The 13,876-nt window shown below is 46.0% G+C and carries 12 protein-coding genes; 3 read left to right on the top strand and 9 right to left on the bottom strand.

Translation table 11 applies throughout. From position 1 onward, the window contains the following. Positions 1-27: 27 nt before the first annotated feature. Entirely contained in the window at positions 28-489 is a 462-nt protein-coding gene (locus tag MOB98_RS10390) for a GNAT family N-acetyltransferase (RefSeq protein ID WP_268360910.1), read from the top strand. Positions 490-533: 44 nt separating this feature from the next. Here the strand turns inward: MOB98_RS10390 and eno are convergent, their stop codons facing one another. The 7 genes from eno to araE all read right to left on the bottom strand — a co-directional run bounded on the left by eno (position 534) and on the right by araE (position 9,444). Beyond that, positions 534-1,826: a phosphopyruvate hydratase gene (gene eno, locus MOB98_RS10385; protein ID WP_268360912.1), complete on the bottom strand. Its 1,293-nt coding sequence runs from the start codon at positions 1,824-1,826 to the stop codon at positions 534-536. A gap of 28 nt (positions 1,827-1,854) precedes the next feature. Beyond that, a complete protein-coding gene (gene gpmI, locus MOB98_RS10380) occupies positions 1,855-3,390 on the bottom strand; it encodes a 2,3-bisphosphoglycerate-independent phosphoglycerate mutase (protein ID WP_268360914.1) in 1,536 nt (511 codons plus the stop codon). Next, the gene (tpiA, locus tag MOB98_RS10375; RefSeq protein ID WP_268360916.1) at positions 3,383-4,144 is read right to left on the bottom strand and encodes a triose-phosphate isomerase; all 762 of its coding nucleotides are present in this window, start codon (positions 4,142-4,144) and stop codon (positions 3,383-3,385) included. The genes gpmI and tpiA overlap by 8 nt, the downstream gene beginning before the upstream one ends. A gap of 30 nt (positions 4,145-4,174) precedes the next feature. Further along, a complete protein-coding gene (locus MOB98_RS10370; protein WP_268360917.1) occupies positions 4,175-5,359 on the bottom strand; it encodes a phosphoglycerate kinase in 1,185 nt (394 codons plus the stop codon). 315 nt (positions 5,360-5,674) lie between these two features. Beyond that, the gene (gap, locus tag MOB98_RS10365) at positions 5,675-6,682 is read right to left on the bottom strand and encodes a type I glyceraldehyde-3-phosphate dehydrogenase (protein ID WP_268366692.1); all 1,008 of its coding nucleotides are present in this window, start codon (positions 6,680-6,682) and stop codon (positions 5,675-5,677) included. Positions 6,683-6,728: 46 nt separating this feature from the next. Further along, a complete protein-coding gene (gene cggR / locus MOB98_RS10360; protein ID WP_268358090.1) occupies positions 6,729-7,751 on the bottom strand; it encodes a gapA transcriptional regulator CggR in 1,023 nt (340 codons plus the stop codon). 298 nt (positions 7,752-8,049) lie between these two features. Further along, complete coding sequence (araE, locus tag MOB98_RS10355) at positions 8,050-9,444, bottom strand: arabinose-proton symporter AraE (RefSeq protein WP_268358091.1); 1,395 nt, start codon at positions 9,442-9,444, stop codon at positions 8,050-8,052. A 203-nt stretch (positions 9,445-9,647) separates the two neighbouring features. Here araE and araR point away from each other — a divergent pair, with 203 nt between their 5' ends. After that, positions 9,648-10,736, top strand: coding sequence for an arabinose utilization transcriptional regulator AraR (gene araR, locus MOB98_RS10350; protein WP_268358092.1), 1,089 nt, complete (start codon positions 9,648-9,650; stop codon positions 10,734-10,736). A gap of 49 nt (positions 10,737-10,785) precedes the next feature. Here araR and MOB98_RS10345 read toward each other — a convergent pair whose 3' ends face one another. Together MOB98_RS10345 and MOB98_RS10340 are read right to left on the bottom strand one after the other, a co-directional pair. After that, entirely contained in the window at positions 10,786-11,796 is a 1,011-nt protein-coding gene (locus MOB98_RS10345) for an LLM class flavin-dependent oxidoreductase (protein WP_268358093.1), read from the bottom strand. Positions 11,797-11,953: 157 nt separating this feature from the next. Then, positions 11,954-12,832 carry a LysR family transcriptional regulator gene (locus MOB98_RS10340; RefSeq protein WP_268358094.1) on the bottom strand — a complete coding sequence of 293 codons (879 nt, stop codon included), beginning with the start codon at positions 12,830-12,832 and terminating at the stop codon, positions 11,954-11,956. Between the two features lie 99 nt (positions 12,833-12,931). On the opposite strand from MOB98_RS10340, the gene MOB98_RS10335 reads away from it, so the two are divergent. After that, positions 12,932-13,849 carry a DMT family transporter gene (locus MOB98_RS10335; protein WP_268358096.1) on the top strand — a complete coding sequence of 306 codons (918 nt, stop codon included), beginning with the start codon at positions 12,932-12,934 and terminating at the stop codon, positions 13,847-13,849. Positions 13,850-13,876 lie beyond the last annotated feature (27 nt).

Genomic DNA, 13,876 nt, shown 5'->3' with positions numbered 1-13,876 from the left:
ATAAGAATGTGAAAAGGTGGAATGATCATGCAACATCTCACCATTCAAAAAGCAACAAACTATGATCAAGCGCTGTATGAGCTTCTGCTGCTCGCCGACCCATCAATAGAAATTGTTGATGAATATTTGGCCAGAGGAGAGTGCTACACAGGCTATCTATCAGGCGAATTAGCCGGTGTATACGTGATCATCACAACTCGGCCGCAAACGGTAGAAATCGTTAACATCGCAGTAAAACAAACAATGCAAAAACAGGGCATTGGCAAGCTTCTTATCCGCGACGCCATTGAAAAAGCGAAACATATGGGAGCAAAGGTGATTGAGATAGGCACTGGAAATTCCAGCATCCATCAGCTGTCTCTATATCAAAAATGCGGATTTCGCCTTCAAGGAATTGACCATGATTTTTTTATCAGACACTACGAGGAGGAGATTTTTGAAGACGGTATTCAATGCCGTGATATGGTGAGGCTTTATATGGACCTTTGAAAGCATAAAAAAACCGCCGAGAGAAAATCCCGGCGGTCATTTTATTACTTATTCAAGTTGTAGAAAGAGTTAATACCGTGGTATTGAGCAGTTTCAGCCAACTGATCTTCGATGCGAAGAAGCTGGTTGTATTTCGCAACACGGTCCGTACGAGACGGAGCACCTGTTTTGATTTGTCCTGCGTTTGTTGCCACAGCGATGTCAGCGATTGTGCTGTCTTCAGTTTCACCTGAACGGTGAGAGATAACAGCTGTGTAGCCTGCGCGTTTCGCCATTTCGATTGCATCGAATGTTTCAGTCAATGTACCGATTTGGTTTACTTTGATCAGGATAGAGTTGCCTACGCCGTTTTTGATGCCTTCAGCAAGTTTTTTCGTGTTAGTAACGAAGAGGTCGTCACCAACAAGCTGAACTTTATTGCCAAGACGCTCAGTAAGAAGCTTGTGGCCTTCCCAGTCGTTCTCATCAAGTCCGTCTTCGATAGAGATGATTGGATATTTAGAAACAAGCTCTTCATACCAGTCAACCATTTCAGCAGATGTTTTCACAACGCCTTCGCCAGACAGATGGTATTTGCCGTCTTCTTTGTTGTAGAACTCAGAAGATGCAGCATCCATAGCAAGTTTTACTTCTTCGCCAGGTTTGAAGCCGGCTTTTTCGATTGCTTCAACGATTGTTTGAAGCGCTTCTTCGTTAGAACCAAGGTTTGGAGCGAATCCGCCTTCATCACCTACAGCAGTGTTTAAGCCTTTTGCGCTTAATACTGATTTCAGGCTGTGGAAAATTTGAGCGCCCATGCGAAGTGCTTCACGGAAGTTTGGAGCACCTACAGGCATGATCATGAATTCTTGAATATCCACGTTGTTATCAGCATGCTCTCCGCCGTTGACGATGTTCATCATCGGTACAGGAAGCGTTTTTGAGTTGAATCCTCCAAGGTATTGGTAAAGAGGAATCTGTAAGAAATCAGCAGCAGCACGCGCACAAGCCATAGATACGCCAAGGATTGCGTTCGCACCAAGTTTGCCTTTGTTTTCAGTACCGTCAAGCTCGATTAAAAGCTGATCGATTGCGTTTTGTTCAGTTACATCAAAGCCAAGAAGCTCTGGAGCAATGATTTCGTTAACGTTGTTAACAGCTGTTAACACGCCTTTTCCAAGGTAACGGTCTTTGTCGCCGTCACGAAGCTCAACCGCTTCGTATTCACCTGTAGAAGCTCCGCTTGGCACTAATGCGCGGCCGAAAGCTCCTGTTTCTGTGTATACTTCAACTTCAACTGTTGGGTTGCCGCGGGAGTCTAATACTTCGCGTGCATAAACATCAACAATGTATGGCATGAGTTTTGTCTCTCCTTTGATTTTCAAATTATTTTTGAATTAAAGATGTTCCTGTCATTTCTTTCGGTTTTTCAACACCGAGAAGGTCTAATAACGTTGGTGCAAGGTCGCCTAGGATTCCGCCTTCACGCAGCGTGATGCCTTCTTTCGTAACAATCACAGGGACTGGGTTTGTTGTATGTGCAGTGTGCGGTTCGCCTGATTCTGTAATCAGAATATCAGCATTACCGTGATCAGCGGTAATGATAGCGTGTCCTCCTTTAGCGAGAATCGCGTCAACGACTTCGCCCAAGCATTCGTCCACTGCTTCAATTGCTTTAATTGTTGGTTCAACCATTCCGGAGTGGCCGACCATATCAGGGTTTGCGAAGTTAAGAATGATCGCGTCATGCTTGTCTGCTTCAATTTCTTTGACAAGCGCGTCCTTCACTTCATACGCACTCATTTCAGGCTTCAAGTCATATGTTGCAACTTTCGGCGAGTTGATGAGAATACGCTCTTCCCCCGGGAATTCAGCTTCACGGCCGCCGCTCATAAAGAACGTGACGTGCGGATACTTTTCAGTTTCTGCAATTCGAAGCTGTTTTAATCCGTGCTGGGATAATACTTCTCCGACTGTGTTATCAAGATTCATCGGTTTAAACGCTACATAGCCGTCAACTGATTCACTGAAGTGAGTCAGGCAGACGAAGTGCAGGTTCTTCGGATAATTCTCGCCGCGATCAAAGTCACGGAAGTCTTTATTTGTGAACGTATTAGAAATCTGAATCGCACGGTCAGGTCTGAAATTATAGAAAATGACAGAATCGCCGTCGTGGATTTTCGCAACAGGCTCACCGTTTTCTTTTGTGATGACAGATGGAATCACAAATTCATCATAAATTCCGTTCGCATAGGAATCATCAACAACATCCAGTGCGCTGCGGTATGTCGGGCCTTCGCCGTATGCCATTGCGCGGTACGCTTTTTCTACACGGTCCCAGCGTTTGTCGCGGTCCATAGAGTAGTAACGTCCGGAAATGCTGGCGATTTCACCCACACCGATTTCCTTGATTTGTTCGTTCAGCTGGTTGATGTACGTTTTCGCCGTTTGCGGACCTACATCACGGCCGTCAAGGAAGCCATGGATATATACCTTTGTCAGCCCTTCATTTTTCGCAAGCTTTAAGAGCGCGAATAAATGGTTGATATGGCTGTGCACGCCTCCGTCAGATAAAAGACCGAACAGGTGCAAGGCTTTGTTGTTTTCTTTCGCGTGCTTCATGGCGTCCAGGAATGTTTGGTTGCGTTCAAACTCTCCTTCGCGGATCGCAATGTTCACACGTGTAAGGCTTTGGTACACAATACGCCCTGCCCCGATATTTAAATGTCCTACTTCAGAGTTCCCCATTTGCCCTTCAGGAAGGCCTACAGCCTCTCCAGAAGCAGTCAATGTTTGATGAGGATACTGGTTCCAGTAGCGGTCAAAATTCGGTTTTTTCGCTAAAGCGACTGCGTTCCCTACTGTTTCGTTTCGTAATCCGAACCCATCAAGAATGATGAGTGCAGCTGGTTTTTTACTCATATTGACCTTCCTCCAATAATTGAACGAATGACTGTGGCTCAAGGCTCGCGCCGCCGACCAAAGCACCGTCAATATCGGACTCTGCCATATATTCTTTAATGTTTGCAGGCTTTACGCTTCCGCCATATTGGATGCGAAGCTTGTCTGCAGCTTCTTGGCCGAAGCTTTCAGCGACGGTTTTACGGATATGCGCACACACGTCGTTCGCATCTTTCGCTGTAGAAGATTTGCCTGTTCCGATTGCCCAGATTGGCTCATACGCAATAACAGAAGCAGCAACTTGTTCTTCAGAAAGACCAGCCAGGCCTTTTTTCACTTGGTCAGCGACAAGATCATTTGTTTTGCCGGCTTCGCGCTCTTCAAGCGTTTCACCTACACAGATGATCGGCACAATGCCGTGTTTGAAAGCAGCATGTGCTTTTTTGTTGACTGTTTCATCAGTTTCAGCGAACATTTCACGGCGCTCAGAGTGGCCGATGACGCAATAGTCAACGCCAAGGTCTTTCAAAGCAACCGGGCTGATTTCGCCTGTGAACGCGCCGCTTTCTTCAAAGTGCATGTTTTGAGCGCCGACTTTAAGGTCAGTGCCTTTAACAGCAGAAGTAAGCTTTTCTAAGAAAAGCGCTGGCGCGCAAACAACAGCTTCCGCTTTGTCTGCTGCTGGAATGGAAGACTTTACTTCTTCAACGAAGCTGACAGCTTCGCCGAGTGTTTTGTTCATTTTCCAGTTACCGGCGATAATTGGTTTTCTCATCTGTTCCACTTCCTTATAGCAGTTTTGAGATTATTTATCGTTCAGTGCAGCTACCCCTGGAAGCTCTTTGCCTTCCATAAACTCAAGGGATGCGCCGCCGCCTGTTGAGATGTGGCTCATTTTGTCAGCAAGGCCGAATTTTTCAACCGCTGCCGCAGAGTCTCCTCCGCCGATGACAGAGTATGTATCTTTCGCCTCTGCCAATGCTTCCGCAACCGCTTTTGTTCCTTGAGCGAACAAGTCGATTTCGAATACGCCCATCGGTCCGTTCCACACGACAAGTTTGCTGTTTTTGATGACGTCAGCATACGTTTCGCGTGTTTTCGTACCAATGTCGATTGCTTCTAAATCACTAGGGATTTCAGAGATCGGCACAATTTTCACGTTTGCATCGTTAGAGAAATCATCTGCAACGAGTACATCTTCAGGCATGTAGAAGTTAACGCCTTTTTCTTTCGCGCGGTCCATAAATGACTTCGCAAGCTCGATTTTATCTTCTTCAAGAAGAGATTTACCGATTTCATAGCCAAGCGCTTTAACGAATGTATAAGCAAGACCTCCGCCGATGATCAGGTTGTCTACTTTATCAAGAAGACTTTCGATTACACCGATTTTGTCTTTTACTTTCGCTCCGCCGATGATTGCTGTGAACGGGCGCTCAGGGTTAGAAATTGCTTTTCCTAGCACGTCAAGCTCTTTTTCCATTAAGAAACCTGCAACTGCTGGCAGATGCTCGGCAATTCCAGCTGTAGATGCATGAGCACGGTGGGCAGCACCAAATGCGTCATTTACATATACCTCTGCAAGCTCAGCAAATGCTTTTGCAAGCTCAGGATCATTTTTCTCTTCACCAGGGTAGAAGCGTACGTTTTCCAATACAAGAACGTCTCCGTCCTTCATGTCAGAAATTTGTGCTTTAACAGCATCACCGTAAGCTTCATCTGCTTTTTTCACTTCTTTGCCAAGCAGTTCGCCGAGACGTGCAGCGACAGGAGTTAAACGAAGCTCCTCAACCACTTCGCCTTTCGGGCGGCCTAAGTGGCTCGCAAGAAGGACTTTCGCGCCTTGGTCTGCAAGGTGTTTGATTGTTGGAAGCGCAGCACGGATACGTGTATCGTCTGTTACTTCCCCGTCTTTCATTGGAACGTTAAAGTCAACGCGGCAGAATACAACTTTGCCTTTTACGTCGATGTCTTTGAGAGTTTTCTTATTCATGCCTAGGAGATCCTCCTTCAAAATGGTTTGCATACAGCACGAAAAACGTGAAACCGCCTGGTCAAGCGATAACTCCGCTAGGGCAGATCGCAGTCTTTTTCGGCACAGGGCAGTTCGTCTGAAGCCAGGGCAGCGGTCTCAGGCGAAAGCGCCGGCAAAGCTGCAATAACGCGGTCGTTTCTCTATCACAGAGCGTTTTCTGAAAGCCGGTCTTCATGGAAAAAGGGAAAGGGAGTCCGTCCCCTTCCCATGTCCGCTTTCATTATAGCGCTTCTATTCAAAAGAACCAAGTCAGGTCCTTTTTTCAGCTATAAATTAAAGACCTTTTTTTGCGATGTAAGCTGCAAGGTCAACAACGCGGTTAGAGTAGCCGCTTTCGTTATCGTACCAAGAGATTACTTTTACCATGCTGCCTTCCATAACCATTGTAGAAAGAGCATCGATAGTAGAAGAGTTTTTGTTTCCGTTGTAGTCGCCAGAAACTAATGGCTCTTCGCTGTAGCCAAGGATTCCTTTAAGATCTCCTTCAGCCGCTTCTTTAAGAGCTGCGTTTACTTCTTCAGCTGTTACTTCTTGGTTCAGTTCTGCAACCAAGTCAACTAGAGAAACGTTTGGAGTTGGAACACGCATTGCTCCACCGTTCAGTTTGCCTTTTAGTTCAGGAAGAACTAGAGAAACTGCTTTAGCAGCACCAGTTGATGTTGGGATGATGTTTTCAGCTGCTGCACGCGCACGACGGTAGTCTTTGTGCGGAAGATCAAGGATTTGCTGATCGTTAGTGTAAGAGTGAACAGTTGTCATCATACCGCGTTTGATGCCGAATTTATCGTTAAGTACTTTTGCAAACGGCGCAAGGCAGTTTGTTGTGCAAGATGCGTTAGAAATAACATGGTGGTTAGCCGCATCATATTTATCTTCGTTAACACCCATAACGATTGTGATATCTTCTTCGTTAGCAGGAGCAGAGATGATTACTTTTTTCGCGCCAGCTTCTAAGTGTTTCGCAGCGTCTGCGCGTTTTGTGAAGAAACCAGTAGATTCAACTACGATTTCAACGCCTTGTTTGCCCCAGCTAAGTTTAGCAGGGTCGCGTTCTGCAGAAACTTCAATTGTTTTGCCGTTAACAACAAGGTTGTTACCGTCAACTGAAACTTCAGCGTCTAATTTTCCGTGTACAGAATCATATTGTAAAAGGTGAGCCAGCATGTTAGCATCTGTTAAATCGTTAACCGCTACTACCTCAACTTCAGGATTGTTTAATGCTGCGCGGAATACGTTACGTCCAATACGACCAAAACCGTTAATACCGACTTTTACTGCCATGATTGTTTCCTCCTTTAAATAAGTGAGAGATATTTATATTGAGGGATTATTCATCCCTTAATAACTTCTTTGCGGCTCCTTCGTCTGTGACGAGAACCGTGTTGCGGGGCTTTTTAAAGTAAGCCTCGATCGCCTCGGCTTTTGATGATCCGCCCGCTACTGCAATAATATCGGGGATGTCGTCTATGTCATCCAGCTGCATTCCGACAGAATGCACTTTGTGGACTACTTCGCCATCCGCGTTAAAATAGTAGCCGAACGCTTCTGTCACCGCGTTGTTATCATCTATTTTCTTTAAGTCTTCTAAAGGTGTGTTTCTTCGCTCAGCCATGGTTTTAGCTTCGCCGATTCCGTGAACCAGCATACTCGCTGATTTAATCGTCTTCAGCACCTCTTTGACAGAAGGCTCTTCAATAATAGATGAATAGGCGCCTTGTGACAGCTGTCCCGGAACAAACAAAAGCCGGTAAGTGCCTGAAGCCTTCTCCGCCATATGCGCACATATGGTGTTCGCCTGGTTTTTCACGTCTTCGCCTAAACCGCCTCTTGCAGGCACAAACAAAAGCTCGCGGTTTTTAGAATCCGGCGTCATCATTTCGGCGACAGCTTCAATTGTCGTACCGCCAGTTACAGCGACGATATTTTTGCCTGAAAATCTTTTTTTCATACATGCGACAGCCGCTCTTCCCATTTCTTTTTTGACCCATGGGGATTGATCGCTGTCTCCGGATACGATAATGGCATCCTTTAGATTTAACCGTTCTTTTAATGTCTTTTCCAAAAGCGTCAAACCTAAAACATCTTTCATCGTATCTTCCAGAACGGAAAGCAGTTCATAGCCCTCTTCTGTCAATGTCATGCCGTTTGTTTTAATATCGACCAGGTTCTGTTCCTTTAAAAACTGAACCTCGCCCCTCAGCACACGCTCACTGATTCCGAGACTGGCAGACAGGCTTCTTCGCCCGATGGGTTCTGTCAGCCTGATATACTGCAAGATTTCAAACCTCTTTTGCATAACGACCAGAAGATCAGGCAATAATTTTTTTTGAGCTTGTATTAACTGGTTCATGACTCAAACGTTCCTTCCTTTTTTTGCTGGACATTAAACGTCCCGCTATGACAAAAAACGTCCCATCATAGCCAAAAAAAATTATTTCTGCTTTCTTTAATTATTTTAACAGGGTGGAATTGTTTATTCAACTGTTAAGAGCCAATTCATCGACAATATTCGCAGAGTTTTCATGCCGTGGCGATTATCCAGCATTATTTTTTCCTATATATCTTTATCTTATACAGAAAACGCCAAAAGGTGCATCCCAACAAAAACAGCCCTTCCAATAGAAAGGGCCTGCTCTTTTAAAGCGTTTTCATTTTATCCAAAGCTTTTCAATCTCTTCAAGCGATTTGTTCTTCGTTTCCGGGCAGATCGTAACGACAAACAGGAAGCAAAGGATGTTAATCACTGCAAAGATCCAGAATGTATAGGCGAGCCCGAATGAGTCGATCATCATTGGCACAAACTGCCCGATCGCCCAGTTTGCCCCCCATAAAAAGATGGTCGCAATGCCCGCAGCACGCGCACGCAGATGGTTCGGAAAGATTTCAGAAATCATTATCCATGTGATCGGTCCGACTGATACACAGAAGGCAGCCACAAAACCTAAAATAAAGAAGATCAGCATAAATCCGCTTGTTAACTGAAAGTAGAACGACGTCCCGATTAAGATCATAAAAATAGCCATAAAAGCAGAACCGATGGACATCAATTTTTTTCGTCCGACTCTATCAATCAGCAAAACCGCAATAACAGTAAAAATGACTTCTACAACCCCAACGATACAGGTTGTCACAAATCCGGCGTTTTGACCGAAACCCATCATTTTGAAGATTTCCGGCCCGTAGTAAGTAATGGCGTTCATGCCAATGACTTGGTTAAAGAGCGCAAGCAGGATGCCAATGATAAGCGCCTTTCTGAGACCTGGCTTAAACAGCTGGGAGAGCGACCCCATTTGTTCTATTTTTAAAGAGTTCTCAATGTTCTTTAATTCTTCTTTTGCAACAGTTTCTCCATTAATACGTGTCAGGATCTTTAACGCTTCATTTGTTTTGCCCGCTTTCGCCAGCCATCTCGGACTTTCCGGCACGACAAGCAGGACGAGGAAAAAGATCACAGACGGCACCATCCCATAAGCGAGCATCCATCTCCAGCCGGTGTGGACGCCCCATTCATATGTTCCGGACCGCTGCACAGCGAGATTAATAAAGTACGTTGCGGATATACCCAATATCGTAAAGAGCTGATATAAGGAAGAAAGGCTTCCCCGTATGGCAGGCGGCGCTGCTTCCGTAATATACGTAACAGATAGTGATGAGCCCATCCCAATCCCGAGGCCGCCGATAATTCTTGCAATGATTAAAGTGGACACGTCTTGAGAAAGCGCTGAAACGATTGCGGATACCGCAAATAACAAGGCCGCTGTCATTAAAATTTTTCTCCGGCCGAATCTGTCACTTAGAAATCCGGATATCCCGACGCCCGCCACTCCTCCAATCATAATGCTGGAAATCACAAGACCTTCCATAAACGGACTCAGGCTGTATAAATCTTTCAGAAAACCGATGGCGCCGGAAATCACTGCCGTGTCATAGCCATACAATAGGCCGCCAAGACCCGCCGCGCATGAAATCAAAATGACAAATCCCATTGAATGGCTTCTTGTTACAGGAGCATTTGGTTCTAATTGCGTTGGAGTATTCTTCATTTCCCTGCCCTCCCGAATGTTGAGTAAAGCGTTTACATTTCTCTTTGTGTTTGTACGTACTTATATTAAAATTTAACGAAAATTTCATTTAATTAGTACGTACAAATATAGAATAATCGTCTTTGCATTTTCTGTCAATGTTTTCTTACAAAGAACGCTGTGATATACTGAAATTTGTCCGTATACATTTTGGAGGAATGGATATGTTACCAAAATACGCGCAAGTAAAAGAAGAAATCAGTTCATGGATTAACCAAGGCAAAATACTGCCTGATCAAAAGATCCCTACAGAAAACGAATTAATGCAGCAATTCGGCGTCAGCCGGCATACCATTCGCAAGGCGATCGGAGACCTCGTATCACAAGGCCTGCTGTACAGCGTACAAGGCGGGGGCACCTTTGTCGCTTCACGCTCTGCTAAGTCAGCGCTGCATTCCAATAAAACGATCGGTGTTCTGACAACCTACATATCAGACTATATTTTCCCGAGCATCATCAGAGGAATCGAGTCTTATTTAAGCGAGCAGGGGTATTCGATGCTTTTGACAAGCACAAACAACAACCCCGACAATGAAAGAAGAGGGTTAGAAAACCTGCTGTCCCAGCATATTGACGGACTCATCGTAGAGCCGACTAAAAGCGCCCTGCAAACACCAAATATCGGCTACTATCTGAATTTGGAGAAAAACGGCATTCCTTTCGCGATGATTAACGCATCATATGCCGAGCTTGCCGCACCGAGTTTTACCTTAGATGATGTGAAAGGCGGGATGATGGCAGCGGAGCATTTGCTTTCTCTCGGCCACACGCATATGATGGGCATTTTCAAAGCAGATGACACGCAGGGCGTCAAACGGATGAATGGGTTTATTCAGGCACACCGGGACCGTGAGTTATTCCCTTCCCCAGATATGATTGTAACGTTTACAACGGAAGAAAAAGAATCAAGACTGCTGGAGAAAGTAAAGTCCACATTGGAGAAAAACAGCAAGCATATGCCGACAGCCATTCTTTGTTATAACGATGAAATTGCGCTGAAGGTGATTGATATGCTAAGAGAGATGGATCTTAAAGTGCCAGAGGATATGTCTATCGTCGGATATGACGATTCGCATTTCGCGCAAATCTCCGAGGTCAAATTAACCTCTGTCAAGCACCCGAAATCCGTGCTCGGACAAGCAGCGGCCAAATATGTTATTGACTGCTTAGAGCATAAAAAGCCGAAGCAAGAGGATGTTATATTTGAGCCTGAGCTGATTATTCGCCAGTCGGCCAGAGAACTGAATGAATAAAAAAAGCAATGTATGGGATCTCCCCGCTACATTGCTTTTTTTATAGCTGTTATCTGTTTTTCCAAACATCTGCGATGATTTCAAACGAGCGCATTCTGTCTGCGTGTTCAAAGGTTTCTGAGTTGACCATAATTTCATCAGCCTGCGTCGTTTTGACAAAGTCTTCGAGCTTCGCTTTCACTTCTTCTGGACCGCCGACAATCGTCGAACTCAGCTGCTCATTTACCATTTCTTTTTCATACGGGCTCCAGATTTGGTCCATATCTTCAACAGGCGGCTTTAGCTGGTTCGGCGTGCCGCGGACAAGATCAAGAAATCTTTGATAATGCGACGTCGCAAGGTGCTGCGCTTTCTCGTTTGTATCTGCCGCGATAATGGTAACACCGACCATCGCATAAGGTTCGTCGAGCACTTCTGACGGCGTGAAGGAATTGCGGTACAGCTCCAATGCGGGAACCGTATTCGCCGGTGAGAAATGGGCGGCAAACGCAAATGGAAGACCGAGTTCGCCCGCCAGTCGGGCGCTGAAGCCGCTTGATCCCAGCAGCCAAATCGGTACATCTATGCCCTCTCCCGGAATGGCGCGGACTTGATTGCGCACATTCCCGGTCGGTTTAAAGTAATTACGCAGTTCCTCTAATTGCTCTGGGAAATCTTCACCGCTGTTGATATTTCTGCGCAGCGCTCGTGCTGTCAATTGGTCCGTTCCAGGAGCACGTCCGAGCCCCAGATCAATCCGTCCGGGATACAGTGTTTCCAGTGTGCCGAATTGCTCAGCAATTACCAGTGAAGAGTGGTTCGGGAGCATAATGCCGCCGGAGCCGACGCGGATTTTCTTTGTGCCGCCGGCAATATGGCCGATCAGGACCGCGGTGGCAGAGCTTGCGACACCTTCTATATTATGATGCTCAGCGAGCCAGTAGCGGTGATAGCCCCATTCCTCCGCACGGCGCGCCAAGTCCATGCTGTTTCGGAATGATTCTGCGATCGTTCCTCCCTGAACAACCGGAGATAAATTCAAGACAGAAAGCAAGGTATCTTTGCGTTGTTGAGTAGACATGTTTTTCTCCTTTGCAATTGTGATATCAATAAACAGCCTCAAGCTGTCAAGTCATGATCGAAAGGACTTCTATCACACCATAACACAACTGCATTCAGGAATAAAAGAATTTGATTCGATGAAATTCGAACAATATAAAACGAACAGTTGGGCACCATTATTCTGTCCCAAACTGATCCTGCGCCATCTCAATAAAGAGTTTAGCCGCCAGAGAAGCTTCCTTCATCGACGGAACAGCAAGCTGCACATCACGGTATACCTGCGGGTCCAAATCCCGTGTCACCACATGCTCAGGCAGCGGCATGCCCGACATGGACATTTCTGATAAAATCGCCAGGCCCAGTCCTTCTCTGATCATACTGATCGAGGTATTCATGTTATAGACTGTGAAAGCGGCGTTCAGCGTAGCACCCGCCTGCCGGAACATATCGATAAAAGGTGATTCATAGCCGCCGTCACAGACGATCATCGGTTCATGGTCAAGCTCTTTCAGCGTAATGGACGCGTGACTGGCAAGCGGGTGATCGTCCCTGAGCACGACAGCCATTTTATCTTTTTTCAAATGAATGTACTCCATCTCCTCTGTTGGATATAGAAGGATGCCGACATCTATCATTCGCGTGTGAAGCCACTCCTTGACTTCATTTACAGTTCCCTCGTGCAGCACAAGCTCCAATTTCGGATATTTTTGTTTAAACTCACTGATCAGCTTTGGCATAAAATAAGCCGAAGCAGTTGAGAATGTGCCGATATGGATTGTTCCCAGTTCAAGCCCTTTTTCCGCGGCTGCGACTTGCTCAACTTTTTCAATGCCTTTTAGGACTTCCCTGATGTGGACTAAAATCTTTTTTCCTGTATCCGTCAGCATCAGGCCATTGCGCCGGTCACGAATGATCAGCTTCACATCAAGCTCTGCTTCGATCGCAGAAATCGCATGGCTGACAGCCGGCTGTGTCATGTTCAGCGCCTGCCCCGCTTTTGTAAAGCTTCCCGTTTCAGCTATTTTTACGAAAACCCTTAATTGTGTAATGGTCATAACAATTTACTTATACTCCTTATAAAAAAGATTCATTTTATTTATCTTATGTTCTACCGTATCATATGATGGAAACGTACTACAAGGAGTGATTGAACAGTGAAGCAGCTCTCAAAAACGCGGACAGCTCTTCTTCTCGCCTTTCTCGTCATCATGTGGGGCATCAACTGGCCGCTGTCGAAGGCAGCACTCGCTTATTCCCCGCCATTATTATTCGCGGGCATCCGGACGCTGATCGGCGGACTTTTATTAGTCATTGTCGCATTGCCGCGTATTCATAAATTACGCTTAAAAGAAACGTGGCCGATTTATCTTGTTTCTGCACTTTTAAATATTACGTTGTTCTACGGCCTGCAAACGATCGGGCTGAATTACCTTCCTGCCGGCCTGTTTTCCGCGATCGTCTTCTTTCAGCCGGTGCTGATGGGCGTGTTTTCTTGGCTGTGGCTCGGCGAATCCATGTTTGTTCTGAAAGTAATCGGGCTGATCCTCGGCTTTGCCGGAGTGGCCGTCATCAGTGCCGCAGGCTTTGGCGGGCATATTTCTGTCATTGGAGTTCTGCTGGCTCTCGGCTCCGCACTCAGCTGGGCGCTCGGGACAGTATATATGAAAAAGACAGGCAGCCGCGTCGATTCCATCTGGATGGTCGCTTTGCAGCTGACGATCGGAAGCGCGTTTCTGCTTATATCCGGCTTTTGGACAGAAAGCTTTTCTGCGATCCAATGGACGGTTCCGTTTATTGCCAGCCTGTTGTTCATCTCTGTCTTCGTTATCGCGCTTGGATGGCTTGTCTTTTTTACACTTGTCGGCTCAGGAGAAGCAAGCAAGGTCGCATCCTACACCTTTTTGATTCCGCTCATTTCGATCGTGGCCAGCTCCATATTCCTGCATGAACCGCTCACCTTGAGCCTCTTGGCAGGTCTGCTGCTGATTGTGACGAGCATCTGCCTCGTAAATTCAAAATCAAAAGCACAGAAAGCCGCAGCGATTGGTGTAAATGAGAAAGCTGCACAATAATAAAAAAACCTCTTGTCGATGTGACAA

It is taken from the genome of Bacillus sp. N13C7, from assembly GCF_026790065.1.
Taxonomy (GTDB): Bacteria; Bacillota; Bacilli; order Bacillales; family Bacillaceae; genus Bacillus.
The sequence above is the reverse complement of the archived record's forward strand: the minus strand, read 5'-3'. Positions and strand labels throughout refer to the sequence as shown.

Coding starts and splice junctions, on each gene's coding strand:
- MOB98_RS10390 (WP_268360910.1), top strand. CDS start 28: ATGCAACATCTCACCATTCAAAAAGCAACAAACTATGATCAAGCGCTG.
- eno (WP_268360912.1), bottom strand. CDS start 1,826: ATGCCATACATTGTTGATGTTTATGCACGCGAAGTATTAGACTCCCGC.
- gpmI (WP_268360914.1), bottom strand. CDS start 3,390: ATGAGTAAAAAACCAGCTGCACTCATCATTCTTGATGGGTTCGGATTA.
- tpiA (WP_268360916.1), bottom strand. CDS start 4,144: ATGAGAAAACCAATTATCGCCGGTAACTGGAAAATGAACAAAACACTC.
- MOB98_RS10370 (WP_268360917.1), bottom strand. CDS start 5,359: ATGAATAAGAAAACTCTCAAAGACATCGACGTAAAAGGCAAAGTTGTA.
- gap (WP_268366692.1), bottom strand. CDS start 6,682: ATGGCAGTAAAAGTCGGTATTAACGGTTTTGGTCGTATTGGACGTAAC.
- cggR (WP_268358090.1), bottom strand. CDS start 7,751: ATGAACCAGTTAATACAAGCTCAAAAAAAATTATTGCCTGATCTTCTG.
- araE (WP_268358091.1), bottom strand. CDS start 9,444: ATGAAGAATACTCCAACGCAATTAGAACCAAATGCTCCTGTAACAAGA.
- araR (WP_268358092.1), top strand. CDS start 9,648: ATGTTACCAAAATACGCGCAAGTAAAAGAAGAAATCAGTTCATGGATT.
- MOB98_RS10345 (WP_268358093.1), bottom strand. CDS start 11,796: ATGTCTACTCAACAACGCAAAGATACCTTGCTTTCTGTCTTGAATTTA.
- MOB98_RS10340 (WP_268358094.1), bottom strand. CDS start 12,832: ATGACCATTACACAATTAAGGGTTTTCGTAAAAATAGCTGAAACGGGA.